The organism is Vibrio sp. SCSIO 43153 (assembly GCF_023716625.1).
Taxonomy (GTDB): domain Bacteria; phylum Pseudomonadota; class Gammaproteobacteria; order Enterobacterales; family Vibrionaceae; genus Vibrio; species Vibrio rotiferianus.
This window is the reverse complement of the sequence record NZ_CP071855.1, coordinates 3,348,617-3,373,630: the sequence shown is the minus strand read 5'-3', so window position 1 is coordinate 3,373,630 and position 25,014 is coordinate 3,348,617. Positions and strand designations below refer to the sequence as shown.

General features: G+C 46.7%; 22 protein-coding genes. 9 read left to right on the top strand and 13 right to left on the bottom strand.

Annotated elements, in window-relative coordinates; all coding sequences use genetic code 11:
• The 5 genes from atpA to glmU all read left to right on the top strand — a co-directional run bounded on the left by atpA (window position 1) and on the right by glmU (window position 5,842).
• Entirely contained in the window at window positions 1–1,542 is a 1,542-nt protein-coding gene (gene atpA, locus J4N37_RS16080) for a F0F1 ATP synthase subunit alpha (RefSeq protein WP_005451027.1), read from the top strand.
• A gap of 44 nt (window positions 1,543–1,586) precedes the next feature.
• Window positions 1,587–2,453, top strand: coding sequence for a F0F1 ATP synthase subunit gamma (atpG, locus tag J4N37_RS16075; RefSeq protein ID WP_010444718.1), 867 nt, complete (start codon window positions 1,587–1,589; stop codon window positions 2,451–2,453).
• A gap of 35 nt (window positions 2,454–2,488) precedes the next feature.
• On the top strand, window positions 2,489–3,892 hold the full coding sequence (gene atpD, locus J4N37_RS16070) for a F0F1 ATP synthase subunit beta (protein ID WP_045386090.1): 1,404 nt from the start codon (window positions 2,489–2,491) through the stop codon (window positions 3,890–3,892).
• 18 nt (window positions 3,893–3,910) lie between these two features.
• The gene (locus tag J4N37_RS16065; RefSeq protein ID WP_005429758.1) at window positions 3,911–4,333 is read left to right on the top strand and encodes a F0F1 ATP synthase subunit epsilon; all 423 of its coding nucleotides are present in this window, start codon (window positions 3,911–3,913) and stop codon (window positions 4,331–4,333) included.
• A gap of 147 nt (window positions 4,334–4,480) precedes the next feature.
• Complete coding sequence (gene glmU / locus J4N37_RS16060; RefSeq protein ID WP_252041379.1) at window positions 4,481–5,842, top strand: bifunctional UDP-N-acetylglucosamine diphosphorylase/glucosamine-1-phosphate N-acetyltransferase GlmU; 1,362 nt, start codon at window positions 4,481–4,483, stop codon at window positions 5,840–5,842.
• An 87-nt stretch (window positions 5,843–5,929) separates the two neighbouring features.
• Here the strand turns inward: glmU and J4N37_RS16055 are convergent, their stop codons facing one another.
• Window positions 5,930–6,670, bottom strand: coding sequence for an amino acid ABC transporter permease (locus J4N37_RS16055; protein WP_252041377.1), 741 nt, complete (start codon window positions 6,668–6,670; stop codon window positions 5,930–5,932).
• A 102-nt stretch (window positions 6,671–6,772) separates the two neighbouring features.
• On the opposite strand from J4N37_RS16055, the gene J4N37_RS16050 reads away from it, so the two are divergent.
• The gene (locus J4N37_RS16050) at window positions 6,773–7,549 is read left to right on the top strand and encodes a transporter substrate-binding domain-containing protein (protein ID WP_252041376.1); all 777 of its coding nucleotides are present in this window, start codon (window positions 6,773–6,775) and stop codon (window positions 7,547–7,549) included.
• A gap of 83 nt (window positions 7,550–7,632) precedes the next feature.
• On the opposite strand, the gene punC is transcribed toward J4N37_RS16050, so the two are convergent.
• Window positions 7,633–8,838 carry a purine nucleoside transporter PunC gene (gene punC, locus J4N37_RS16045; RefSeq protein ID WP_010444706.1) on the bottom strand — a complete coding sequence of 402 codons (1,206 nt, stop codon included), beginning with the start codon at window positions 8,836–8,838 and terminating at the stop codon, window positions 7,633–7,635.
• Between the two features lie 153 nt (window positions 8,839–8,991).
• Between punC and punR the strand changes: the two genes are divergently transcribed.
• Complete coding sequence (gene punR, locus J4N37_RS16040; RefSeq protein ID WP_010444705.1) at window positions 8,992–9,894, top strand: DNA-binding transcriptional activator PunR; 903 nt, start codon at window positions 8,992–8,994, stop codon at window positions 9,892–9,894.
• A gap of 38 nt (window positions 9,895–9,932) precedes the next feature.
• Here the strand turns inward: punR and ilvA are convergent, their stop codons facing one another.
• The 5 genes from ilvA to ilvG are packed head-to-tail and all read right to left on the bottom strand — an operon-like array spanning window position 9,933 to window position 16,233.
• Window positions 9,933–11,480, bottom strand: a complete 1,548-nt coding sequence (gene ilvA / locus J4N37_RS16035) for a threonine ammonia-lyase, biosynthetic (protein ID WP_005440790.1) — start codon at window positions 11,478–11,480, stop codon at window positions 9,933–9,935.
• Window positions 11,481–11,484: 4 nt separating this feature from the next.
• A complete protein-coding gene (gene ilvD, locus J4N37_RS16030) occupies window positions 11,485–13,326 on the bottom strand; it encodes a dihydroxy-acid dehydratase (protein ID WP_252041374.1) in 1,842 nt (613 codons plus the stop codon).
• Between the two features lie 13 nt (window positions 13,327–13,339).
• Window positions 13,340–14,278, bottom strand: coding sequence for a branched-chain-amino-acid transaminase (gene ilvE, locus J4N37_RS16025; RefSeq protein WP_009708024.1), 939 nt, complete (start codon window positions 14,276–14,278; stop codon window positions 13,340–13,342).
• Window positions 14,279–14,290: 12 nt separating this feature from the next.
• Entirely contained in the window at window positions 14,291–14,575 is a 285-nt protein-coding gene (gene ilvM / locus J4N37_RS16020; RefSeq protein ID WP_005440786.1) for an acetolactate synthase 2 small subunit, read from the bottom strand.
• 11 nt (window positions 14,576–14,586) lie between these two features.
• Entirely contained in the window at window positions 14,587–16,233 is a 1,647-nt protein-coding gene (gene ilvG / locus J4N37_RS16015) for an acetolactate synthase 2 catalytic subunit (protein WP_252041372.1), read from the bottom strand.
• Between the two features lie 462 nt (window positions 16,234–16,695).
• Between ilvG and J4N37_RS16010 the strand changes: the two genes are divergently transcribed.
• A complete protein-coding gene (locus J4N37_RS16010) occupies window positions 16,696–18,219 on the top strand; it encodes a YifB family Mg chelatase-like AAA ATPase (protein ID WP_252041370.1) in 1,524 nt (507 codons plus the stop codon).
• Between the two features lie 2 nt (window positions 18,220–18,221).
• Here J4N37_RS16010 and J4N37_RS16005 read toward each other — a convergent pair whose 3' ends face one another.
• Both J4N37_RS16005 and J4N37_RS16000 read right to left on the bottom strand, forming a co-directional pair.
• On the bottom strand, window positions 18,222–19,055 hold the full coding sequence (locus J4N37_RS16005) for a sensor domain-containing diguanylate cyclase (RefSeq protein ID WP_005451004.1): 834 nt from the start codon (window positions 19,053–19,055) through the stop codon (window positions 18,222–18,224).
• Between the two features lie 149 nt (window positions 19,056–19,204).
• Entirely contained in the window at window positions 19,205–20,161 is a 957-nt protein-coding gene (locus J4N37_RS16000) for a DUF2860 domain-containing protein (protein ID WP_252041368.1), read from the bottom strand.
• 164 nt (window positions 20,162–20,325) lie between these two features.
• Here J4N37_RS16000 and yihG point away from each other — a divergent pair, with 164 nt between their 5' ends.
• Window positions 20,326–21,204: a 1-acylglycerol-3-phosphate O-acyltransferase, YihG family gene (gene yihG, locus J4N37_RS15995; RefSeq protein ID WP_005440777.1), complete on the top strand. Its 879-nt coding sequence runs from the start codon at window positions 20,326–20,328 to the stop codon at window positions 21,202–21,204.
• Between the two features lie 41 nt (window positions 21,205–21,245).
• On the opposite strand, the gene J4N37_RS15990 is transcribed toward yihG, so the two are convergent.
• From J4N37_RS15990 to J4N37_RS15975, 4 genes are all read right to left on the bottom strand, one after another.
• Window positions 21,246–21,848, bottom strand: coding sequence for a thiol:disulfide interchange protein DsbA/DsbL (locus tag J4N37_RS15990; RefSeq protein WP_005440776.1), 603 nt, complete (start codon window positions 21,846–21,848; stop codon window positions 21,246–21,248).
• Window positions 21,849–21,882: 34 nt separating this feature from the next.
• Window positions 21,883–22,869, bottom strand: a complete 987-nt coding sequence (locus J4N37_RS15985) for a serine/threonine protein kinase (protein ID WP_252042147.1) — start codon at window positions 22,867–22,869, stop codon at window positions 21,883–21,885.
• Between the two features lie 48 nt (window positions 22,870–22,917).
• Window positions 22,918–24,339 (bottom strand): cytochrome c oxidase accessory protein CcoG, encoded by a 1,422-nt coding sequence (ccoG, locus tag J4N37_RS15980; RefSeq protein WP_010444692.1) that lies wholly within the window; start codon window positions 24,337–24,339, stop codon window positions 22,918–22,920.
• 310 nt (window positions 24,340–24,649) lie between these two features.
• The gene (locus tag J4N37_RS15975) at window positions 24,650–24,916 is read right to left on the bottom strand and encodes a YihD family protein (protein WP_045386080.1); all 267 of its coding nucleotides are present in this window, start codon (window positions 24,914–24,916) and stop codon (window positions 24,650–24,652) included.
• Window positions 24,917–25,014: the final 98 nt, after the last annotated feature.

Genomic DNA, 25,014 nt, shown 5'->3' with positions numbered 1-25,014 from the left:
ATGCAACTTAATTCCACGGAAATTAGCGATCTAATCAAACAACGTATCGAATCTTTCGAAGTTGTTAGTGAAGCTCGCAACGAGGGTACTATCGTATCGGTAAGCGATGGTATCATCCGCATCCACGGCCTAGCGGACGTGATGCAAGGTGAAATGATTGAATTACCGGGTGGCCGTTATGCACTAGCACTTAACCTTGAGCGTGACTCGGTTGGTGCGGTAGTAATGGGCCCATATGCTGACCTTAAGGAAGGCATGAAAGTTACAGGTACTGGCCGCATTCTTGAAGTGCCAGTTGGTCCAGAACTACTAGGTCGCGTAGTAAACACGCTAGGTGAACCTATCGATGGTAAAGGTCCAATCGAAGCGAAACTGACTTCGCCTGTAGAAGTAATCGCACCAGGTGTAATCGACCGTAAATCGGTAGACCAACCTGTACAAACTGGCTACAAATCAGTTGACTCAATGATCCCTATCGGTCGTGGTCAGCGTGAGCTTGTGATCGGTGACCGTCAGACTGGTAAAACAGCAATGGCGATCGATGCGATTATCAACCAGAAAGACTCTGGTATTTTCTCAATCTACGTAGCAATCGGTCAGAAAGCATCGACTATCGCTAACGTAGTTCGCAAACTAGAAGAGCACGGCGCGCTAGCTAACACTATCGTTGTTGTTGCATCTGCTTCTGAATCTGCAGCGCTACAATACCTAGCGCCATACGCAGGTTGTGCGATGGGTGAATACTTCCGCGATCGCGGTGAAGACGCACTGATTGTTTACGATGATCTATCTAAGCAAGCGGTAGCTTACCGTCAGATCTCTCTACTACTAAAACGTCCACCAGGCCGTGAGGCATTCCCAGGTGACGTATTCTACTTACACTCGCGTCTACTAGAGCGTGCAGCTCGTGTAAACGAAGAGTACGTAGAGCGTTTCACTAACGGTGAAGTGAAAGGTAAGACTGGTTCTTTGACTGCTCTTCCTATCATCGAAACTCAAGCAGGTGACGTTTCAGCATTCGTACCGACTAACGTAATCTCGATTACCGATGGTCAGATCTTCCTACAAACTGAGTTATTCAACGCAGGTGTACGCCCAGCCGTTGACCCAGGTATCTCAGTATCTCGTGTAGGTGGTTCAGCTCAGACGAAAATCATCAAGAAGTTATCTGGCGGTATCCGTACTGCACTAGCTCAGTACCGTGAACTAGCGGCATTCGCACAGTTCTCGTCTGACCTTGATGAAGCGACGAAGAAACAGCTAGACCACGGTCAAAAAGTTACAGAACTAATGAAGCAGAAGCAGTACGCTCCAATGTCTGTATTTGACCAAGCACTAGTAATCTTCGCGGCAGAGCGCGGCTATTTAGCAGATGTTGAACTAAGCAAACTGCTAGATTTCGAAGCGGCTCTACTATCGTACGCTCGCGGTCAATACGCTGAATTCGCAGCTGAGATCGACAAGACGGGTGCATACAACGATGAAGTTGAAGCTCAGTTGAAGAAACTGACTGACGACTTCGTAGCAACCCAAACTTGGTAATTAGGTCGGTGGCAGTTTCTGCCACCAACTAACGGAGAGTAACGATGGCCGGCGCAAAAGAGATACGTAATAAAATCGGTAGTGTTAAAAGCACGCAGAAAATTACGAAAGCGATGGAAATGGTAGCAGCTTCAAAAATGCGTCGTTCTCAAGACGCAATGGAAGCTTCTCGTCCATACGCTGAAACAATGCGTAAAGTGATCGGTCATGTGGCTAACGCAAACCTAGAGTACCGTCATCCGTACCTAGAAGAGCGTGAAGCTAAACGTGTTGGTTACATCATCGTTTCGACAGACCGTGGTCTGTGTGGTGGTTTGAACATTAACGTGTTCAAGAAAGCCGTCACAGACATGCAATCATGGAAGGAGAAAGGTGCTGAAGTTGAACTGGCGGTAATCGGTTCAAAAGCAACAGCTTTCTTTAAAAATGGTGGCGCAAAAGTTGCGGCACAGGTTTCTGGTCTGGGTGATAACCCAAGCCTAGAAGACCTAATCGGTTCTGTTGGCGTAATGCTTAAGAAATACGATGAAGGTGAACTGGACCGTCTATACGTAGTGTTCAACAAATTTGTGAACACTATGGTTCAGCAACCAACGATCGATCAATTGCTACCTTTGCCTAAATCGGACAGCGAAGAGATGCAGCGTGAGCACTCATGGGACTACATCTATGAGCCTGAGCCAAAACCTCTATTGGACACACTTCTAGTGCGTTACGTAGAGTCTCAGGTATACCAAGGTGTGGTAGAGAACCTTGCTTGTGAGCAAGCGGCTCGAATGATTGCGATGAAGGCTGCAACGGATAACGCAACCAACTTGATTGAAGATCTAGAACTTGTGTACAACAAAGCCCGTCAGGCTGCGATTACACAAGAACTATCGGAAATCGTTGGTGGTGCATCTGCGGTTTAAGCTTAGGTAAAACGAAATAGTTTAGAGGATTAACGATGGCTACAGGTAAGATCGTACAGATCATCGGTGCGGTAGTCGACGTAGAGTTCCCACAGAGCGAAGTACCAAGTGTATATGACGCTCTAAACGTTACAGAATCGAAAGAGCGTCTAGTTCTTGAGGTTCAACAACAGCTAGGCGGTGGCGTAGTTCGTTGTATCGTAATGGGTAGCTCTGATGGTTTACGTCGTGGCGTTGAAGTGGTTAACACTGGCGCTCCAATTTCAGTACCAGTAGGTACTAAAACTCTAGGTCGTATCATGAACGTCCTAGGTGACGCGATTGATGAGCGTGGTGAGATCGGTGCAGAAGAGGTTTACTCTATTCACCGTGAAGCACCAAGCTACGAAGAGCAATCAAACGAAACAGCACTTCTAGAAACTGGTGTTAAGGTAATCGACTTGGTTTGTCCATTCGCTAAGGGTGGTAAAATCGGTCTATTCGGTGGTGCAGGTGTAGGTAAGACCGTTAACATGATGGAACTTATCAACAACATCGCACTTCAACACTCAGGTCTATCAGTATTTGCTGGTGTTGGTGAACGTACTCGTGAAGGTAACGATTTCTACTACGAGATGCAGGAAGCGGGCGTTGTAAACGTTGAGAAGCCTGAAGAATCTAAAGTAGCAATGGTTTACGGTCAGATGAACGAGCCACCAGGCAACCGTCTACGTGTTGCACTGACTGGTCTAACAATGGCAGAACGTTTCCGTGACGAAGGTCGTGACGTACTACTGTTCGTTGATAACATCTACCGTTACACGCTTGCAGGTACAGAGGTATCAGCACTGCTAGGTCGTATGCCTTCAGCGGTAGGTTACCAGCCAACTCTTGCAGAAGAGATGGGTGTATTGCAGGAGCGTATCACGTCAACTAAGCAAGGTTCTATCACGTCTGTACAGGCGGTATACGTACCAGCGGATGACTTGACTGACCCGTCTCCAGCAACAACGTTCGCGCACTTGGATGCAACGGTTGTACTTAACCGTAACATCGCAGCTATGGGTCTATACCCAGCGATCGACCCACTAGATTCGACGTCTCGTCAGCTAGACCCACTAGTAGTTGGTCAAGAACACTACGACACAGCTCGTGGCGTTCAGCAGACACTTCAGCGCTACAAAGAGCTGAAAGACATCATTGCGATTCTAGGTATGGACGAGCTATCTGAAGAAGATAAGCAAGTTGTATCTCGTGCACGTAAGATTGAGCGTTTCCTAACTCAGCCTTACCACGTAGCGGAAGTATTTACAGGTGACCCAGGCGTTTACGTACCTCTTAAAGAGACACTACGTGGCTTTAAAGGTCTACTAGCTGGTGAATACGATGACATTCCAGAGCAAGCGTTCATGTACTGCGGTACGATTGACGATGCTATCGAGAATGCGAAGAAGCTATAAGGCTAACTAGGAGGCGATATGGCACCAATAACCTTTCACCTAGACGTAGTAAGCGCTGAGAAACGTATTTTCTCGGGTCGCGTAGAAACGTTTCAGGTGACCGGTAGCGAAGGTGAGCTGGGTATTTTCCACGGCCACACTCCGCTGCTGTCCGCTATTAAGCCTGGTATGGTGCGTATTGTGAAACAGCACGGCCACGAAGAGTTCATTTATGTCTCTGGTGGTATGGTCGAAGTTCAGCCGGGTACTGCTACAGTACTGGCTGATACAGCGATTCGTGGTGAAGATCTAGACGCAGCGAAGGCAGAAGAAGCCAAGCGCCGCGCTGAGGAGCAAATCCAGAATCAGCATGGTGACATGGACTTCGCACAAGCGGCCAGTGAACTGGCTAAAGCCATTGCTCAGCTTCGAGTTATCGAGCTGACCAAAAAGCGTCGCTAAGCTCAATTAGCAACGTTGCATGTAAAAGGCGGCCATTAGGTCGCCTTTTTGCTTATTTTTTAAGGGAAATTTACCTTCCTACGTTAACTATTGCTTCTTAACTGACTACAATAGTCGACAGTTTTATTTCAGTTTAAAGGTAATTCGATGAAGTTTAGCGCGGTAATTCTTGCTGCGGGTAAAGGTACACGCATGTACTCCAACATGCCGAAAGTACTGCATACCCTTGCTGGCAAACCGATGGCGAAGCATGTGATTGATACATGTGCGACTTTAGGTGCACAAAACATTCACTTAGTTTACGGACATGGTGGTGACCAAATGCAGGCAGTGCTAGCTGATGAACCTGTAAATTGGATCTTGCAAGCAGAGCAGTTAGGGACCGGGCACGCTGTTGATCAAGCTTCGCCACACTTCGAAGATGATGAAAAGATCTTGGTTTTGTATGGTGATGTACCTCTGATTTCAGCGGAAACGATCGAAAACCTATTAGAAGCTCAGCCAAATGGCGGCATCGCTCTTTTGACAGTTATGCTAGATAACCCGATGGGATACGGTCGTATTATTCGACGTAATGGTCCTGTTATTGCTATTGTTGAGCAAAAAGATGCGACAGAAGAGCAGAAGCTCATCAAAGAATGTAACACTGGTGTGCTGGTGGCGACAGGTGGTGACCTGAAACGCTGGCTTGCTGGTCTAAACAATGAAAACGCTCAAGGCGAATACTATCTAACGGATGTTATCGCGGCTGCACATAGTGAAGGCCGAGCGGTAGAGGCTGTGCATCCGGTTAACTCTATTGAAGTTGAGGGTGTCAACGATCGTGCTCAATTGGCTCGTCTAGAGCGCGCATTCCAATCAATGCAAGCTCAGAAACTGCTAGAGCAGGGCGTGATGCTGCGTGATCCTTCCCGCTTTGATCTGCGCGGTGAGCTGCAATGTGGTATGGATTGTGAAATCGATGCCAATGTGATCATCGAAGGTAAAGTATCACTGGGTGATAACGTTGTCATCGGAGCTGGTTGTGTACTGAAAGACTGTGAAATCGACGATAACACCATCGTTCGCCCATACAGCGTAATTGAAGGCGCAACAGTTGGTGAAGAATGCACAGTTGGTCCATTCACACGCCTACGCCCAGGCGCAGAGATGCGTAACGACTCTCACGTGGGTAACTTCGTTGAAGTGAAAAACGCGCGTATCGGTGAAGGTTCTAAAGCGAACCACCTAACTTACCTAGGTGATGCAGAAATCGGTCAACGTACTAACATCGGTGCTGGTACCATCACTTGTAACTACGACGGTGCGAACAAGTTTAAGACCATCATTGGTAACGACGTCTTCGTTGGTTCTGACAGCCAACTTATCGCGCCAGTGACAGTTGCGGATGGTGCAACCATTGGTGCTGGTACTACGTTAACCAAAGATGTCGCTGAAGGTGAGCTTGTGATCTCTCGTGCGAAAGAGCGCAAAATTACCGGTTGGCAGCGTCCAGTTAAGAAGAAGTAAGCTTAATTCGCTTACATAAAAAGAATAAAAACCAAAGCCGCTCTTGATGAACGGCTTTGTTGTATCTGGTGTTGTGAAAGAGAGAGTTTAGTGACTTGGGATCGCTATGCGCTTCTCTAGCCAGCGCACCGCTTGAGAGACCAAAAGAATCAGCACCAAATATTCTAAGACGAGAAACGTATAGATCTCTAATGGTAAGTACTCATTCACCACCAACTCATTGGCTCGTCTTGTTAGATCACTTAAACCAATCACGCTGACTAGTGAGCTCATCTTGAGAATATAGACAAATTGATTGCCCAGTGGCGGTAAGATTTGGCGAAATGCTTGGGGAAGAATCACCAATCGCATTTTTTGCCAGTAGTTTAGCCCAAGCGACTCTGCTGCTTCATGTTGTCCGCGGCTTATGGCTTGGATTCCTCCTCTAAACACTTCCGCCATAAAGGCACTTTCTGCAATGGTTAATGCGATCACACCTGCCCAAAAATGATTCAGGGATACATCAAGCAGCGTTGGCATGCCGTAGTATACCCAGAGTAGCAATACTAAGACTGGTATCGAGCGGATTATCTCGACATAGATTCTGTTTAACCACTTAAGTGCAGGTGAATCAGATAAGGCTGGAAGGGCGACCAATAGCCCTAGACTCATCGCAAACAGCATGCTGAGTAGAGACACTTGGATCGTGTCATTAAAGCCTGCTATTAGAAACTTGATGTTGGTTAATCCCTGCTCCGTAGAAGGGTCAAGTATGTACCACCCCCATTGATAGTCAGAGCAACCTGTCAGTAATAGAGGGAAAAAGAGCCACAGCGTTCGATTATTCAACCTTCATTTCCTAACTTGACTAAAAAATGCCACTTGTTACTGCTATGTTATCAAGGTTGTGTTTGTAAATCTTGAATCAAAATAAGTATATAAGGAAATACAATGAAAAAGCTTATGTTTGCTGTTGTTCTTTGGTTATCGGTGATTACTCAATTTGCTCATGCTGAGAGCCGACTGCATGAAATACTGGATAGTGGCGTGTTACGAGTAGGGACGACTGGCGATTGGAACCCGATGACGATGAAAGACCCCGCTACCAATAGTTATCGTGGTTTTGATATTGACGTTACCACTGAGTTGGCCAAAGATCTCGGTGTTAAGGTGGAATACATCGCGACGGATTGGAAAACGCTAGTTAATGGCATTACTGCCAATAAATATGATGTTACTGGTAGCGCTTCATTGAATATGTCGCGTGCCAAAGTAGCAGGTTACAGCCAACCATACTTCTATCTTGCGTTTGTACCCGTGGTACAAAAGAAAGATTTAGCTAAGTTCTCTGATTGGGCGGATTTTGATAAACCTGAAGTGAAGGTCGCTGCTACGCTTGGTACCGTGCAAGAGAAGATGGTCAAAGACTTTTTTCCATCCGCGCAGCACATTGTCATTGAAGCGCCAGCACGTGATTTCCAAGAGTTATTGGCTCGCCGAGCTGATGTTTCTGTGACATCTAATGTAGAGGCGGCAACGCTGGTGGAGAAATTCAAACAGTTGGCGATTGTCCCAGTCAAAGAGCCTCGCAAGCCAACGCCTATTGCGATGCTGCTGCCTCAAGACGACCAAGTCTGGATTAACTATATTAACCACTGGGTTGAGTTGAAGAAAACCCAAGGCTTCTTCAAGCGAGTGGCCGAAAAATGGGGCTTGCAGAGTATGTAAGTACTTTCTTTTGTATACAAATATAAAAACAAAGAGCCGCATTACGCGGCCCTTTGTTTGCTGTTCTACTGAGATTGGCAGAACTAAAGTTCGTCTTCACTCACCACGCGAGCATTATCTGGCGTCGTGAAGTGCTTGGATAATTCACGGTTAGACAGGATGTACCCCATCCACAGACCACCCATACAGATGATGATAGCGACGCCCGTTACCATCTGAGCTTGGCTTGCCATCGCTGCTACTAGTGCGCTTGATAGGCTGCTCACGGTAATTTGTAAGCTGTTTTGCAAACCCGCTGCGGTAGCAGGGCTTTGCTTCGCACTTGCCAATGCACGGTTGACTACGATTGGGTACAGCGCACCATTCGCTACCGCAATCAGACAGAAAGGCGCTAGGATTGGCCAGATTGACGTCAATTGCCATTGCGAAGCAATGAAAATTAGTAGTGCAGCAACGCTAAATAGACCAATTAACTGACGCAGAACTTTTTCGTCACCGAACTTGCGTACACCTACTTTACCTAAGTAACCACCCGCCATAAATGCGATCGTCTGAGGGATAAAGCTCAAACCAATGTCTTTAGCTTCGTAGCCCAGTTGTGCCATGATTTCAGGCATACCTGTTAGGTAAGCAAAGAACGCTGCAGAAGCAGTTGCAAACATAAACACGTTACCTAGGTATGTTTTAGAACCCAGTAATGCTTTGATATCTGAAGACATACTGGTTTGTTTGGCTTCTACTTTTTCATTTTTTTGCGCCATAGTCGCAACGACCAACAGCACACCCATAAGCGTTAGTGCAACGAAAATACTGTGCCAACCAAAGCTGTCAGCCAGTAGTACACCTAGCTGAGGAGCGAGCGCTGGAGACAGTGCCACCAGCGGCATGATAGTGGCAAAAATCTGTTGGCTCTGGCTTGAGTGACGTTTGATTACCATCGCTTGCCAGATTACAGCAGGAGCACAGACACCGATTGCTTGTACGAAACGCAGTGCCAATAACTGCCATACTTGTTCACTGAACGCTAAACCAAACGAGGCGATAGTGAATATCACTAGACCTGCCGCCAGCGTATTGCGGTGGCCGAATTTGTCTGAAGCTAAGCCCCACATCAACTGACCAAAAGCCATACCAACAAGAAATACAGTTAAAGAAAGTGCGATTTGTTCTGGACCAGTGGCAAAGTCTATTTCCATTGCTTTGAACGCTGGTAAGTACATATCCGTGGCAATAAAGCCAAGCATAGATAGGGCTGCTAGATAAACAAGCTGTAGTTTTGAGATTTTCATGATTCAACCAATCAAATTATTTAATCACTTTTTAGTCAATATCCGTTGGCGCCAACCCCGATTTATTTACCCTTCCATTCTATTTTTCGATTTTGAGAAAATAAAACGCTAAAATTATTAGTTATCAATCAAATTTTTTGAAAGGTTACGGCCGTGTTCTCGAAGTCTTCGTTAGAAATGCTAGATACTGTTGCTCGTTTAGGCAGTTTTACAGCGGCAGCTGAAGTTCTGCATAAAGTACCCTCTGCGATCAGTTATGGTGTTCGTCAAGTTGAGCAAGAGCTTGATGTCGTTTTATTCCGTCGACTGCCAAGAAAAGTGGAACTGACCCCTGCTGGTGAGTTGTTTATCGAAGAAGCTCGTCTGCTACTCAGACAAATGGCTGAAGTCAAAGCACAAACCCGTCGTGCCGCACATGGCTGGCAGTCAACGTTGAAGCTCACGCTGGATAATGTGGTTAAGCTGGATAAGCTCAAACCTTTGGTTGAAGACTTCTACCGTGAGTTTGAATTCGCAGAGCTGCAAATCAACATGGAAGTATTTAACGGCTCATGGGAAGCCATCGCCCAGGGGCGTGCTGATATTGTCGTTGGAGCAACATCTGCGATACCTGTTGGTGGGGATTTTGAGGTCAAAGATATGGGCGTATTGGATTGGGCATTCGTGATGTCGCCAGCTCACCCTTGTGTCCGCCAGCAAATTCTAACTGAAGAGTTTGTCAGTCAGTTTCCGGCTATTTGTCTTGATGATACATCGAACGTGCTACCAAAGCGTCATACTGGCCACTATCCTAAGCAGCGTCGTTTGCTGTTACCCAATTGGTACAGCGCAATTGAATGCTTGAAGAATGGCGTCGGAGTAGGGTATATGCCTCGTCATATTGCAATGCCGTTGATTCATGAAGGAACACTAGTGGAAAAAGTACTGCAAGATGACATGCCAATCAGTCAGTGCTGCTTGGTATGGCGCAAAGATGACAACCACAAGTTGATTCAGTGGATGGTAGATTACTTAGGTGCATCGAATAAACTGCACCAAGACTGGCTTCAATATTGATAACAAAGCCACTTTCAAGGAAAGTGGCTTTGTTGGTTCTAGGACAAGAAAAACTTATACGATGGGTTGTCTGTTTCGTCTTTGCATTGATAACCAAGTTCGCGCAAATGCGCAGAAAACTGGGCTAAATCGCTTTCATCTAACTCGAAACCACATAAAACGCGTCCGTAGTCCGCACCGTGGTTACGGTAGTTGAACAAGCTGATATTCCAATGAGTACCGAGTGTGCTTAAGAACTTAAGTAGCGCTCCCGGATACTCTGGAAACTCAAAGCTGTAGAGGCGTTCTTTAAGCGGCTTAGACGGCTTACCACCAATCATGTAGCGCACGTGCAGCTTCGCCATTTCATCATCAGACAGGTCAACCACAGGGTAGCCACCATCACGTAAGTCGTGAATGATGTTTTCTAGCTCTTCCTGACCGCCTTGCAAACGAACACCAACAAAGATATTCGCCAGCGCGTCATCATTGTAGCGGTAGTTAAACTCCGTTACGGCGCGGCCGCCAATGAGGTTACAGAACTCAAAGAATGCACCTTGACGTTCAGGAATGGTGACGGCAAGCAAACCTTCACGTTTCTCACCAAGCTCGCAACGCTCAGAAACATAACGTAAGCCATGGAAGTTAGTGTTTGCACCTGACAGCACAGTACCTAGATTCTTACCTTGCAGTTTGTTTTGCTCAGCAAACTTCTTCAACCCCGCCAGAGCAAGTGCGCCCGAAGGCTCCGCAATCGCACGGGTGTCTTCAAAGATGTCTTTTACTGCTGCGCAGATTTCATCGCTAGAGACGGCAATATGGCCATCAATGTACTTTTGGCACAGACGGAAAGTCTCTTCGCCAATGCGTTTTACAGCGACGCCATCGGCAAACATGCTGACTTGGTCTAGTACCACTGGCTCACCAGCATCCAATGCTGCTTTGAGGCATGACGAATCTTCTGGCTCAACCGCAATCACTTTGATTTCTGGCATGAGCTGTTTCACAAGTACCGCAACACCTGCCGCCAAACCGCCACCACCGACAGGGACGAAGATGTAATCGAGGTGACCATTTTGCTGCAGCATTTCCATGCCGATAGTGCCTTGACCTGCAATCACCAGTGGATGATCGAAGGGAGGAACAAAGGTGTAACCGTTTAACTCGGATAGACGCTCTGCCTCGGCTTTTGCCTCATCAAAGTTACTGCCGTGCAGCACCACGTTGCCACCAAAGCCACGTACCGCATCGACTTTGATGTCTGGTGTGGTTTTTGGCATCACGATAGTGGTCTTGATGCCTAGCTTAGTACCAGAAAGCGCCATGCCTTGAGCGTGGTTACCTGCAGATGCAGCGATGACACCTGCGGCTTTTTGCTCTTCAGACAGGCTTGCCACCATGTTGTATGCACCACGCAATTTGAACGAGTGCACGGGTTGACGATCTTCACGTTTGATTTGCACATTGTTGCCAATACGAGCAGCAAGGCGAGGCATTTCTTGCAAAGGAGTGACTGTTGCGACTTCATACACAGGAGCACGCAAGATCTGGCGCAGATAATCTGCACCAGATTGGTTTTCCTGTTTTAAGGGAAAGGGTTGACTCATAAAGCTAGCCCTCGAGCTTAGATTTGTCTCGTACTGCACCTTTGTCAGCACTGGTCGCCATGCTTGCGTAAGCTTTGAGTGCAAATGAAACTTCACGTTGGCGGTCTACCGGTTTCCAGCCTAACTCGTCTTGTTTCGCACGGCGCTCAGCAAGTTCTTGTTCAGATACTTGAAGTGAAATTGAACGGTTTGGAATATCAATCGCAATAATGTCGCCTTGCTTCACCAAGCCAATCGCACCGCCGTTTGCCGCTTCAGGAGAAGCGTGGCCGATAGACAGACCTGATGTTCCACCAGAGAAACGGCCGTCAGTTAGAAGTGCACACTCTTTGCCAAGGCCCATCGATTTTAGGTAAGTGGTTGGGTACAGCATTTCTTGCATGCCCGGACCACCCTTAGGGCCTTCGTAGCGGATAATTACCACGTCGCCTGCTTTTACTTTGCCACCCAAGATGCCTTCTACGGCGTCTTCTTGGCTTTCAAATACTACGGCTGGGCCAGTGAACTTATGAATGCTCTCATCAACACCAGCTGTCTTAACGATACAACCATCCAGTGCGATGTTGCCTGATAGAACGGCTAGGCCACCTTCTTGGCTAAAGGCATTTTCTTTGGTGCGAATACAACCTTCTGCTCGGTCGTCATCAAGGCGATCCCAGCGGCAATCTTGTGAGAACGCTTGAGTGGTACGAATACCCGCAGGGCCTGCGCGGTAGAACTTCAGTACGTCTTCGTCTTCAGTTTGGATGATGTCGTATTTTGCCAGCTGCTCTTTCATCGAAAGGCCAAGTACGGTGCGCGCATCATTGTGCAGTAGACCCGCTCGGTCTAGCTCACCAAGAATCGCCATTACGCCACCAGCGCGGTGTACGTCTTCCATGTGATATTTCTGGGTAGATGGTGCCACTTTACACAAGTGCGGTACTTGGCGAGACAGACGGTCGATATCTTCCATATCGAAATCCACTTCACCTTCTTGCGCCGCTGCCAGTAGGTGCAGAATGGTGTTGGTCGAGCCACCCATTGCAATATCCAGCGCCATCGCGTTTTCGAACGCATCAAACGTAGCGATGTTGCGAGGAAGGGCCGATTTGTCATCTTGCTCGTAGTAACGACGAGTCAGTTCAACGATGCGACGACCTGCATTAAGGAACAGTTGTTCACGGTCAGCGTGTGTTGCCAGCATAGAACCGTTACCCGGTTGAGAAAGACCCAGTGCTTCCGTTAGACAGTTCATTGAGTTTGCAGTGAACATGCCTGAACACGATCCACACGTTGGACATGCGCTACGTTCGATCTGCTCGCTTTGCTCATCAGATACTTTTGGATCTGCGCCTTGGATCATTGCATCAACAAGGTCTAGCTTGATGATCTGATCAGAAAGCTTGGTTTTACCCGCTTCCATTGGACCACCAGAAACAAAGATAACAGGGATGTTAAGACGCATAGATGCCATCAACATTCCCGGAGTGATTTTGTCACAGTTAGAGATACATACCATGGCATCGGCACAGTGCGCGTTGACCATGTATTCTACTGAGTCTGCTATAAGTTCACGTGAAGGCAGTGAGTACAGCATGCCGCCGTGACCCATTGCGATACCATCATCAACCGCGATGGTGTTGAATTCTTTTGCGATGCCGCCGGCTTTTTCGATTTCACGCGCTACAAGCTGACCCATGTCTTTTAGGTGTACGTGACCCGGAACAAATTGAGTAAACGAGTTTACGACGGCGATGATTGGTTTACCGAAGTCTTCTTCTTTCACACCCGTTGCACGCCATAGTGCTCGTGCACCCGCCATGTTACGACCATGTGTTGTGGTTGCTGATCTATATTTTGGCATTTCCTAATCCTTCTTACTTCTGTTCTGGGTACACATAGTCTAACCAGCCCCACTTATCTTCCGTGGTGCCGTTAAATAGGCCAAAGTAGGCCGCTTGTAGTTCTTTAGTGATTGGGCCGCGTTTACCGGTGCCCACTTCAATTTTGTCGATGGTTGCTACTGGCACAACTTCGGCTGCCGTACCTGTCATAAAGACTTCATCGGCTAGGTAAAGTGCTTCACGCGCAATGTTCGCTTCACGCACTTCATAACCTTTATCGCGTGCAATAGTCATGATCGAATCACGAGTGATGCCCGGTAGAATCGCGCTGGTTGCTGGTGGTGTAGTGATCACGCCATCTTTGATAACAAAGATGTTTTCACCGGCGCCTTCCGATAGGTAACCATCTACGCTCAGTGCGATACCTTCGTCATAGCCGTGACGACGCGCTTCGCCGCCAACGAGCAGTGAAGATAGATAGTTACCGCCTGCTTTCGCTGCAGTTGGGATAGTGTTAGGCGCAGCTCGATTCCAACTAGAGATCATGGCATCAACGCCAGCTTCTAGCGCTTCTTCACCTAGGTAAGAGCCCCAAGGGAATGCGGCAATGATCAGGTCCATCTCAGTACCAACAGGTGGGCACACGCCCAAGCCAACATTACCGACAAAACCCAATGGACGAATGTAAGCGCTGTCGAGTTTGTTCTGGCGCAGGGTTTCGCGTGTTGCTTCCATGATTTCTTCCACTGTGTATGGAATCGGAAAGCGGTAAATCTTGGCAGAATCTTTTAAACGTTGTGCATGCTCACGGTGACGGAAGACAATTGGTCCTTTTGGCGTGTTGTAGCAGCGTACGCCTTCAAATACAGAGGTGCCGTAGTGCATCGCGTGAGTCAGAACGTGAACGTTCGCCTCTGCCCACGGAACCATCTCGCCATTAAACCAAATGAAATCTGCAGTTTTCGTTGCCATTTATTGCCTTCCTTATGCACTCACGTGTTGTTGTAAGTTGTGATTTGGGAGTTCATCGTTGCGGATCTTCAGTACCTCAACGGTGCGAATGTCCCACAACTTCTCAATTTGATTGACCAAAAACGAGATAGGTCGATCGCTGTCGACGATGATCTCTACGCTGGCTACTTTGCTTTCGTGGTTTTGGGTAGCAGCGACTTGTTTGATCACAAAGCCTCGGTGACGAATCACACGAAGAACGCGCTCCAACAATACCGGTTTATCGTCGGCTTTGATGTCGAGTAAATATCTGTCCATGCGATTGTCTCCTAAGTGTTTTCCAACATATCACTGTTTGATGCACCAGGTGGTACAAGTGGCCACACGTTCTCTTCTTCGTCGATTAAAACGTGAAGCATGTAAGAAGTCTTACTTTCTAGCATCTCTTTGAGAGCCTGTTCGACTTCTTCTTTCTTGGTGATGGTTTTGCCCGGGATATCGAACGCTTTGGCAAGCATTACGAAGTCTGGGTTGTCATCAAGAATGGTTTCGCTGTGGCGGCCGTCAAAGAACAGCGACTGCCATTGGCGAACCATGCCAAGACGTTGGTTATTAAGAAGGACAATCTTTACTGGAATCTGACGACGCTTCAGCGTGCCCAATTCCTGCACGTTCATCATAAATGAACCGTCACCTGTAATAAGGATAGACTGATCATCAGGACGTGCGACTGCAGCGCCCATCGCCGCTGGCAGGCCAAAGCCCATAGTGCCAAGGCCAGCTGAAGTGATGAAGTTTTGCGGATCGCGTGGTTGAATGTGTTGTGCTGCCCACATCTGATGCTGACCTACGTCGGTCGAGACAATTGAGCTATCCGGCATCATGTCTGACAACTGTTTAAGTAGCAACGGAGCGTAGATCAGCTCGCCCGGGTGGTCGTAACGCCATTTGAATCCGCTACGCAGGCTTTCACTGTGATGTACCCAAGGAGTGATATCTTGAGTGAGCTCTAATTGAGGAAGAATCTTGCTGATCTCACCACGAAGAGGTGCATTGGCGTGGCGTAGCTTATGAATTTCAGCCGCATCGATGTCGATATGAATAACTTTCGCGTTTGGCGCAAATGTGTCGAGCTTACCGGTCACGCGGTCATCAAAACGTGCCCCAACTACAATCAAAAGGTCACATTCTTGAACCACAAGGTTTGCGGCTTTGGTGCCATGCATGCCCAACATACCTAGGTAGTGTGGGTCGTGACGTTCAATGGTACCCAAACCTTTTAGCGTGCTTACCGCTGGCATTGGATTTAAACGCAGGAACTCGCGCACTGAGTCTGTCGCTTTTGCAATCTGTACGCCACCACCGACGTATAAAACTGGTCGAGTTGAAGCGGCAAGCACTTCTTGAGCGCGCTGGATATCAGCATCAGTAACTAAAGGTGCAGCTGGTGGAACAAAAGGAGGCAGTAATTCGGTTGGTGCTTGAGCAAGCTGAACGTCTTTGGCGATATCAACAATCACCGGGCCAGGACGACCTGTTTTTGCTACTTCAAACGCTTCGGCCAGCGTTGGGGCAAGGTCTTCAATCTCAGTCACTAGGTAACTGTGTTTGGTACAGGCTAGAGACATTCCGATCACATCCATTTCTTGGAACGCGTCGGTACCGATATGAGAGCTAGCAACCTGACCTGTGATGGCTACTAGAGGAACGGAATCGAGGAAGGCGTCGGCAAGGCCAGTAACAAGGTTGGTGGCGCCTGGGCCTGAAGTGGCCATACAAACGGCAACGTCTTGCGTCGCTCGAGCCATCCCGATGGCGGCCATTGCAGCCCCTTGCTCATGACGGCATAAGATGTGTTCAACACCTCCGTCATACAACGCATCGTAGATTGGCATGATGGCTCCACCAGGATACCCAAACACCGTCTCGATGCCTTGCTGTCTTAAAGCGGCTACGACTAGTTCTGCACCGGTCATCGTAAACCTCCTTTGCTACGTTGTGGCTCGTAGCTATCGCCATGTGTTTTGCACTTCATGTGCACTCCCATTCTTCCCGTTAAGCTGTCTAAGGGTTAGACAGATGACAACTTGTAGTTGTAAAAAAACCCCCGGACTTCTCAGTGCGGGGGTTTTTTGTAATTTGTGGTTATCTTTCGCCCACAATCCCCCGCGCGGTGCCAATAATGACCACGATAATCAGGGCTAGCAGTGAGTTGATGTGAGCGAATAAGTTCATCTGTCTGTCGTTCTGTTTTCGTTAATAAGTATTGTGTAATGTTCTACGAAAATGTTTGCGTCACTAGTGGTAACACACAAATCTGCTGCATGACAAGCAAAAAGTCATTCTTTTTTCACATTAAGTACCAATCTGGACAGGCTATATAACATATCCATATAGAAAACATCTGGTTATATAACGTACAAAAATTTGAGGAAATTATGGGGCTGGCAATCATTCATAGTCGAGCAAGTGTGGGTGTGCAAGCGCCGTCGGTAAGTGTGGAAGTCCACATCAGTAATGGGATGCCGGGCTTTACGCTAGTGGGTCTACCGGAAACGACAGTAAAAGAATCGAAAGATCGCGTCCGCAGTGCGATCGTTAATTCCAACTTTCAATTCCCTGCCAAGCGAATTACGGTAAATTTAGCACCTGCGGATCTGCCCAAAGAAGGTGGACGCTTCGATCTGCCGATTGCATTAGGGATTTTGGCAGCTTCAGAACAAATCGCGACAGATAAGCTCAAAAACTACGAATTTGTTGGTGAATTAGCCCTTTCTGGCGGATTAAGAGCTGTAAAAGGCGTGCTGCCCGCTGCGTTGGCTGCGAACAAAAAGCAGCGCCGTTTAGTGGTGCCTCATGCCAATGGTGATCAGGCGGCACTTGTCGGCAAAGAGCAGCACAAATCTGCTCAATCGCTATTGGAAGTTTGTGCTGAGTTGTGTGGCCAACATCAATTGAATTTGTATCAAACCCCGAAGAAAAAAGAGATCAAAAAGCACGGCCGAGATTTGCAAGACATCATCGGTCAACAGCAAGGCAAACGCGCTCTAGAGATCGCTGCAGCAGGCAATCACAATCTACTGTTTCTCGGCCCTCCTGGTACGGGAAAAACCATGCTGGCATCACGCCTGTGTGACCTGTTACCTGAGATGAACGTTGAAGAGGCAATGGAAACCGCTTCTGTGGCATCTCTGACTCAAAGTGAAATCAATGAGCACAACTGGAAGACGCGACCGTTTCGCGCGCCGCACCATTCTAGCTCAATGGCAGCGCTCGTAGGAGGCGGCTCTTTGCCTAGGCCGGGTGAGATTTCATTAGCGCACAATGGGTTACTGTTTCTCGACGAGATGCCAGAGTTTGACCGTAAGGTGCTCGACTCTTTACGTGAGCCATTGGAGTCTGGTGAAATCATTATCTCTCGAGCGCAGGGTAAAACCCGTTTTCCGGCTCGTTTCCAATTGGTTGGTGCATTGAATCCGAGCCCGACAGGGTACTACGAGGGCAATCAAGCTCGGACAAACCCGCAAGCGATACTGCGTTATCTTGGTCGGTTATCAGGCCCGCTTCTGGACCGCTTTGATATGTCGTTAGAGATTCCCGCATTGCCAAAAGGTACACTTGCTGAAGGGGGCGATCGAGGAGAGCCTACCGCTGTGGTTAAGCAAAGAGTCAATCAGGCCAGAGACAGCATGGTGCAACGCAGTGGTAAAGTGAACGCGTTATTGGGTAGTCGAGAAATTGAAGCCTTTTGCCCGCTGCAAAAAAGCGACGCTGAGTTTTTAGAAAATGCGCTGCATCGACTTGGATTATCGATTCGTGCTTACCACCGCATCATTAAAGTCGCGCGTACTATTGCTGATCTGGAAGGCTCACCGCAAATTGAGCGAACTCACTTGGCAGAAGCTTTGGGTTATCGAGCAATGGATAGGTTGCTCAAGCAGTTGACGGCGCAGGCAGTATAAATTTAAGCCTGCTTTCGGTTGCGTTTATCTTGGTAGAGTGCTTGGTCAGCACGCTCGATACATTGCTCAAGACTCCCTTGGCACTCCACCAAGCCAAAACTGAATGAGATACCATGTAGATGGATATCATTTTCTACAAATTGGCGAATATTCAACAGGATGTCTTGAGCACTGGATAATGGCATGCAATCAAATAGGACGACAAACTCATCACCGCCAACCCGGTAGAGCGTGCCATTCTCTCCCAGTTTTTGCATCATTAAGGTGGCAAAGTCGATCAGTACTTTGTCTCCAATAGCATGACCATAAGTGTCGTTAACTTGCTTGAATTTATCCAAATCAAGATAAGCCACAACGCAGCAGTCACAGCCCTTTTGTATGGCTGACATCAACGCTTTTTTATTTAATGCACCTGTTAGGTGATCGTAATGTAGGCTTTGTTTTAGCTGGTTTTGTTCTTCGATACGCGCTGTTATATCCCATGCCATCAATACGATATGACGCTCACCATTAACTTCGGTAAGGTAGCGCATCGATTCAAAGTGGTGATTTTGAAAGGTTTCAATATCCACTCGCATCGGGGCTTTGCTGTCGATCAAAGCTTGGTCGTTGCGTTTGCATTGAAGTAACAGATCTCGTAGGTCTTCGTTATCACAATCTGTGATCATGTTGTCTAAGCTGATGCCGAGAATGTCTTCTTCGAAGAAAGCACGGTAGCGCTGGTTGAGGGCGACATGTTCACCTGTCTCTTTTCGCACAGCGATAAAACCCGGAAAGTTCTTGGAAAGAACGCTCATTAAGTTTTGTTCGGAAGCGTATTGAGGATCGATGTGCATGTATGGCTCTCGCAAATAATAAATAGGGCGCATATTATCCACAAGAGCGTTCGATTGGCTATTGTTTGAGCAATGAATTGTTTTTATTGTGACGATCAGTCCATTTTATACTCGCAGAAAATGGATCCCATTTACTGCGAGTATCGATCTTAGAAGTTGTAGTTCATACCAACTGAAACTAAATATTCTTTCTCATCGTAGAAGGTGATGTTGGAGTCGTTGTTCCCGTAACCTGCCAGAGATATGAGTGACCAGTTTTGCCAATCGAATACATTCTTGTACTCGTAGGCCGCAAACAAGCTGAGCTTACCGTCATCACGTGTCTTATCGAATGTGTCACTGGCTGCTTCGTAGTTTTTCAGCGTGTAGCCTGCTGTAACTGCAAAACGATGGCGATTCACGAACTGGAACCAGCTTAATTCGAATCGGTAAGAGTCGAAGGATTCCGCTTCGCCATCTGCATCTTGGTAGACATAAGTAAATGCGGGTTGCAGCATCGATGTGCGGCTAAGCGGGATACGGTAGTCGCCTTTGATGTGGTAGATCTTTGCATCACGCAGCAAAGATGAATCGGTCACGGTATCTTTCTCTACGTCTTTATCTGCGTAAGCCAAATCAAGATTAAAGTTGTCGTCTAAGAAGCGATTGATTTGGAGACGAAACGCATTGCCGCCCTCATCGGTGGTTTTTCTCGACTGTCCCGTTAAGTACGGATCTTGCCAAGTTTCTCCCTCCAAGATGGTCGGTAAGTAGGAAAAGTCGAGCACAGTGCCCGAAGCCAGTTGGTATTTGTAACCAAGTTGGAAGGCGAGAGTACCGATCGCGATATCGGAACGAGTGGTACCGGCATACACTTGGTGATTGAGTTTGTTACCAAAGGTATACGCTGCGCTGCCTAGCGGTGCAACGATAAAAGATTCATCACTTTCGGCACGCTGATTCAATGACGTGATAGTGCTGTTGCTGTCTGTATTGAAGTTGGATTCTGATGAGACGAAGCCTGCGTTCAACGAAATCTCACCGCTAAAACCTGCTGTTTCTGCAAGTTGAGCTTGTGCTGAACTGACGATAAAGGCCAAAGGCAGTAAGGTTAGCCTTGGATTCATTCGCTTTCTCCTTGTTTGTCGAATGAAAGATGTTATTTGAGCGTTGGTCCAGTTTTACAGTGAAACAAATCTGACCATTCTTACAAATGTTTCAATGTGGCAACGGATTCGTATAATTACACGCTGTTTTATTACTCACGCGCTATAGTTACTGATTGGTTACCATGTTGGCATATTTGTTACTCATTTTTAACGCTTCTTTTGTGATTATAAATTCTGCGGTTTGTTCCATCGCAATTTGTATCATCGCCATTTTTAAGCTGTTGCTTCCAACTGCGAAGCTCAAAGCCAAAGGCACCGAGGCTGCCAACAAAATGATGTGGGTGTGGGCAACGGTTAACGCCGGTATTCTTGCGCTCTCTAATCGCGTTGAATGGGATGTTCAAGGCGGTGAAAACCTAAAGAAAGATGGCTGGTACTTACTGATCAGTAATCATCTTAGTTGGACTGACATTGTTGTACTGTGTTGCGTGTTTAAAGATCGCATTCCGATGCCAAAATTTTTCCTCAAGCAGCAGCTATTATATGTGCCTTTTATCGGAATGGCATGTTGGGCGTTAGATATGCCGTTCATGCGTCGCTATTCGCGAGAGTATTTGCTTCGTAATCCAGACAAACGTGGGCAAGATCTGCAAACCACGCGCCGTTCATGTGCCAAGTTTAAACATACGCCAACCACAGTGGTGAACTATGTAGAGGGCACACGCTTTACTCAAGATAAGCAACGTAAGAGCCGAGCGGGTTATCAACATTTGTTGCAACCTAAATCTGGTGGTATTGCTTATACGTTAGCGGCCATGGGGGAGCAGTTTGAGAACATCATCGATGTGACCTTAGCGTACCCAGAAAACACCAATAAACCCTTTAAAGATATGCTAATGGGGCGTATGACTAAAATTGTGGTGCGAGTGAAGGTTCTGCCAGTCGATGAGCGAGTGTTGGGTGATTACTTCAATGACAAACCATACAAACGCCAGTTTCAACAATGGTTAGGCGATGTGTGGCAAGAGAAAGACCAAGTGTTGCAAGAGATACATAAATAGAAAGGGGAGCAATGTGCTCCCCTTTTTAATGATGGCCTGAATTATTTCAGTGTCAGCAAGTAGTTCACTAGCGCAAAGTACTCGTCAGTAGACTTAATGCCTTGTGCTTGAACTAGGTATTTGTTGTTAACGATAACCGCTGGAACACCAGTTAGGCCGCTGTTTTCAAATTGCTTGTCCATACGGCGAACCATTGAATCAACTGCGAAGCCTTTGAATGCAGCATCGAATTTCTTCGCATCTACGCCTTCATCTAGGAAGATTTGACGAAGTTCTGCATCGTCACGTGGTGCTTTACGCATGTTGTGAATGCGGTTAAACATCACTGGTACCATCTTGTCTTCAATTTTAAGCGCAACCATGGTCGCGTAAGCTTTGCTCATTGAAGGACCCATATTGCCACCCATGAATGACACATGGTTCTTTTGCAGTTTCACACCTTCAGGTAGCTGCTTCTTCAGTTGCTGAATGATCGGCTCGAAAGAATGACAGTGTGGGCAGTAGAAAGAGAAGAACTCAGTCACTACAGGCTTTTTCGATGCCTCTAGATCCAATACTTTGTAATGTTCACCTTCTTTGAATTGCGCTGCATGTGCCGACAGGCTTAGCATCAGCATAGAAAACAGTGCGAACAGCTTTTTCATTTAATTATCTCCATTTTGAATTGTTCGGCCTGACTTACCATTGAGGCATTAAAGATAGCGGTGCTTCTTCTAAGTTGGCAATCTGCTCTTTAAATGCCAGGACCTGACCTTCCCAGTATTTTGGCTCATTAAACCATGGAAAAGCGAGCGGAAATGCCGGGTCGTGCCAACGTTTTGCTAGCCATGCCATATAGTGCACCATTCGTAGACCGCGAAGTGGTTCGATTAGTTTCAATTCTGCCGAGTTAAAATCGCAAAACTCTTGGTAACCTTCTAAAACAATATCTAATTGTATTAGCTTGTCTTGGCGCTCGCCATTGAGTAGCATCCATAAATCTTGTACCGCAGGGCCATTACGTGAGTCATCCAAATCGACAAACATTGGGCCATCGCGCCATAAGATATTGCCCGGATGGCAATCTCCATGCAGACGAATGGTATTGAAGCCTTCTTGCCAGTGACTTTCAATCGACTTGATCAGCATATCCAAATCATTAAAGAAGCTGTTCTCCAAATGCATCGGAATCATGTTGGCGTTTTGTAGTATCTCTCTTGGCTGATAGAGATACTCTTGCAAGCCAATGGTTGGGCGATGTTGGAATGCTTGGCGGCTACCCACTTTGTGGATACGTCCTAGAAAACGACCGACACCTTCGAGTTGATCTAAGTTGTCGACTTCATATTGACGACCGCCGACACTCTCAAATAAAGCAAAGCCATAGCCTTGATAGTGATGCAGCGTTTCACCGTTGATGAGTACAGGTGGTGCAACTGGGATTTCGTTATCAATCAATTCGAGCGTAAAGTCGTGCTCTTCTTGAATTTGCTCGTCGCTCCAACGCTCTGGGCGATAGAACTTTACCACGTAGCGCTGGCGTTCTTCGTCAGTGAACTGGTAAACGCGGTTTTCATAGCTGTTTAGAGCAAGAAAGCCCGATTCTGCTCGAATACCGATGCTCTCTAACGCGTACCACATAAAGTCGGGTGTGAGGGCATCAAAGTTAAAAGTACCTTGGGACATATAAATAAAAAGGCTCATTGCTGAGCCTTTTTCCATTGGTCATCGAAGTTATAGCTTCTTGATAAATCGGCTTTCTACTTCAATGGTGAATTCGTTGCTCTTATCGGTGAGTATAAACTGAATTGTTGTGATCGCAGAGTCTAGCTTGTCAGGATCTGCGCCAAGACTCATTGGTAAGTTCAATACCTCACCAGGTTCAACTTGGATGGTTTGTTTACCATACCAACTAACGTCACTTAACCCTTCTACATCCAAGTTGTATTCTTTAACTTGTTGGGTCTTGTTGATGACTTTGAGAGTATAGGTGTTTTCCACTTCACCTGAGCTATTCACTCGGAACAGTTGGTTGCGGTCACGAATGACGCTCAACCCAGCTGGGTCAACAGCCGCTATCTGGGCGAAGAACAAACCAATCATCATCAACAATACTGCCCCATAACCAAGCAGTTTAGGTCGCATCACTTTGGTGTGTTTACCTGATAGACGATGCTCCGTGGTGTAGTTGATCAAACCTTTTTCATAACCCATGCGATCCATCGTTTGGTTGCATGCGTCAATACAAGCGCCACAGTTGATGCATTCGTACTGTAATCCATCACGAATATCGATTCCTGTTGGACATACTTGAACACACAAATCACAGTCGATACAGTCACCTAAACCTAATTGCTTTGGGTCGGCCTTACGTGAACGTGGACCACGTTTCTCACCGCGTTTGGTGTCGTAGCCAACGATGAAAGTATCCTTATCAAACATAGCGGATTGAAAGCGTGCATACGGACACATGTGAAGGCAGACAATAGAACGCATCCAACCAGCATTTGCATAGGTACAAACCGCAAAGAAAAGAACCCAAAAAACCGGCCAGAAGCTGGCGTTAAAGGTGAAAAAGTCTACCACTAGGTGTTTGACTGGAACGAAATAGCCAACAAAAGTAAAGCCAGTGGCAAGCGCAATAGCAAACCAAGCTATGTGCTTGATGGTTTTTCGCATCGCCAGATTCGCAGTGATCTTATTCGAATCTTGTTTGCGGCGCTTATTCGCACTTCCTTCAAGTTTTTCTTCAAACCAAATATACATGAAGGTCCAAACTGTCTGGGGGCATAAGTAACCACACCAAACTCGACCTAAGAAGGTAGTAATAAAGAACAATCCAAACGCGGCAATCATAAACAGCAGCGCAAGTAGGGTCAGGTCTTGTGGATAAAGAGTCGTACCAAAAAAGTTAAACTGTTGGTGGCCAATGTCTAAGAGTATTGCTTGGCGCTCTCCGTATGGAATCCACGGAACCAGTGCAAACAACAGCAACAAAAACCAACCACCATAACGGCGCAACTTTTGGAAGGTGCCTTTGCTTTCTCGTACGTAAATTCGATTATTGGGGTTGAAGCGATCCCCTTTTCCTTTATGGGTCTTTGGGTTAAAGGTTTTTGGAGTCACATCTTTGATATCGATCTTGTCCTGACTCATGTATACATCCTTCTTTAGGCTTTTATAATGTACGGCGACACTTCTATCGATGTCGCTCGATGACATTGCTGCTTTGTTCATGTCATATGTTATGACGGAACATAATTATTTTAGTAAATACTGATGAACGGCGATTATACAATCAATAACAATTCCGTTTCTTTAACGTAGTCAACGTTTAACAACAAAAGTCAGTACAGTTAACCTAATAAATGACTGAACAGTTATAACTAGCTTTTGAACTGTTTGGTTTAGTTATAAAAAAAGCGACTCAAAGGAGTCGCTTAGGAATACTAGGGTGCTGATTCGTTTACTTGATGATGCCACGTGCGCGTAGGATTGCGGTTTTAAAATCATCTTCTTGGTCTTTCTTTAGACCTGGGATCATATCGTCTTTGCCGCTGTTACGCATTTTAAGGTGGTAGATCAGTACATCGTCGGTTAGATCTTCCAGTTTACCTTCATAGCCCGCTTCATTTGCTAGCTTCATGATGAACTGTAGCAAGTTCATTTCTTGGTCTTTATGCCACTCAGGCTCTAATAGCTCAAGCAACTCTTCAATACGATGACACTTCATTTCTTTCTCCACAGAATTTATAGGTGTTATTTGCTTCTAAAGGTATCAAATTGCATGTCGAACACCAAATAGGAAAAGGCTGGAAAGAAAGAAAAAAG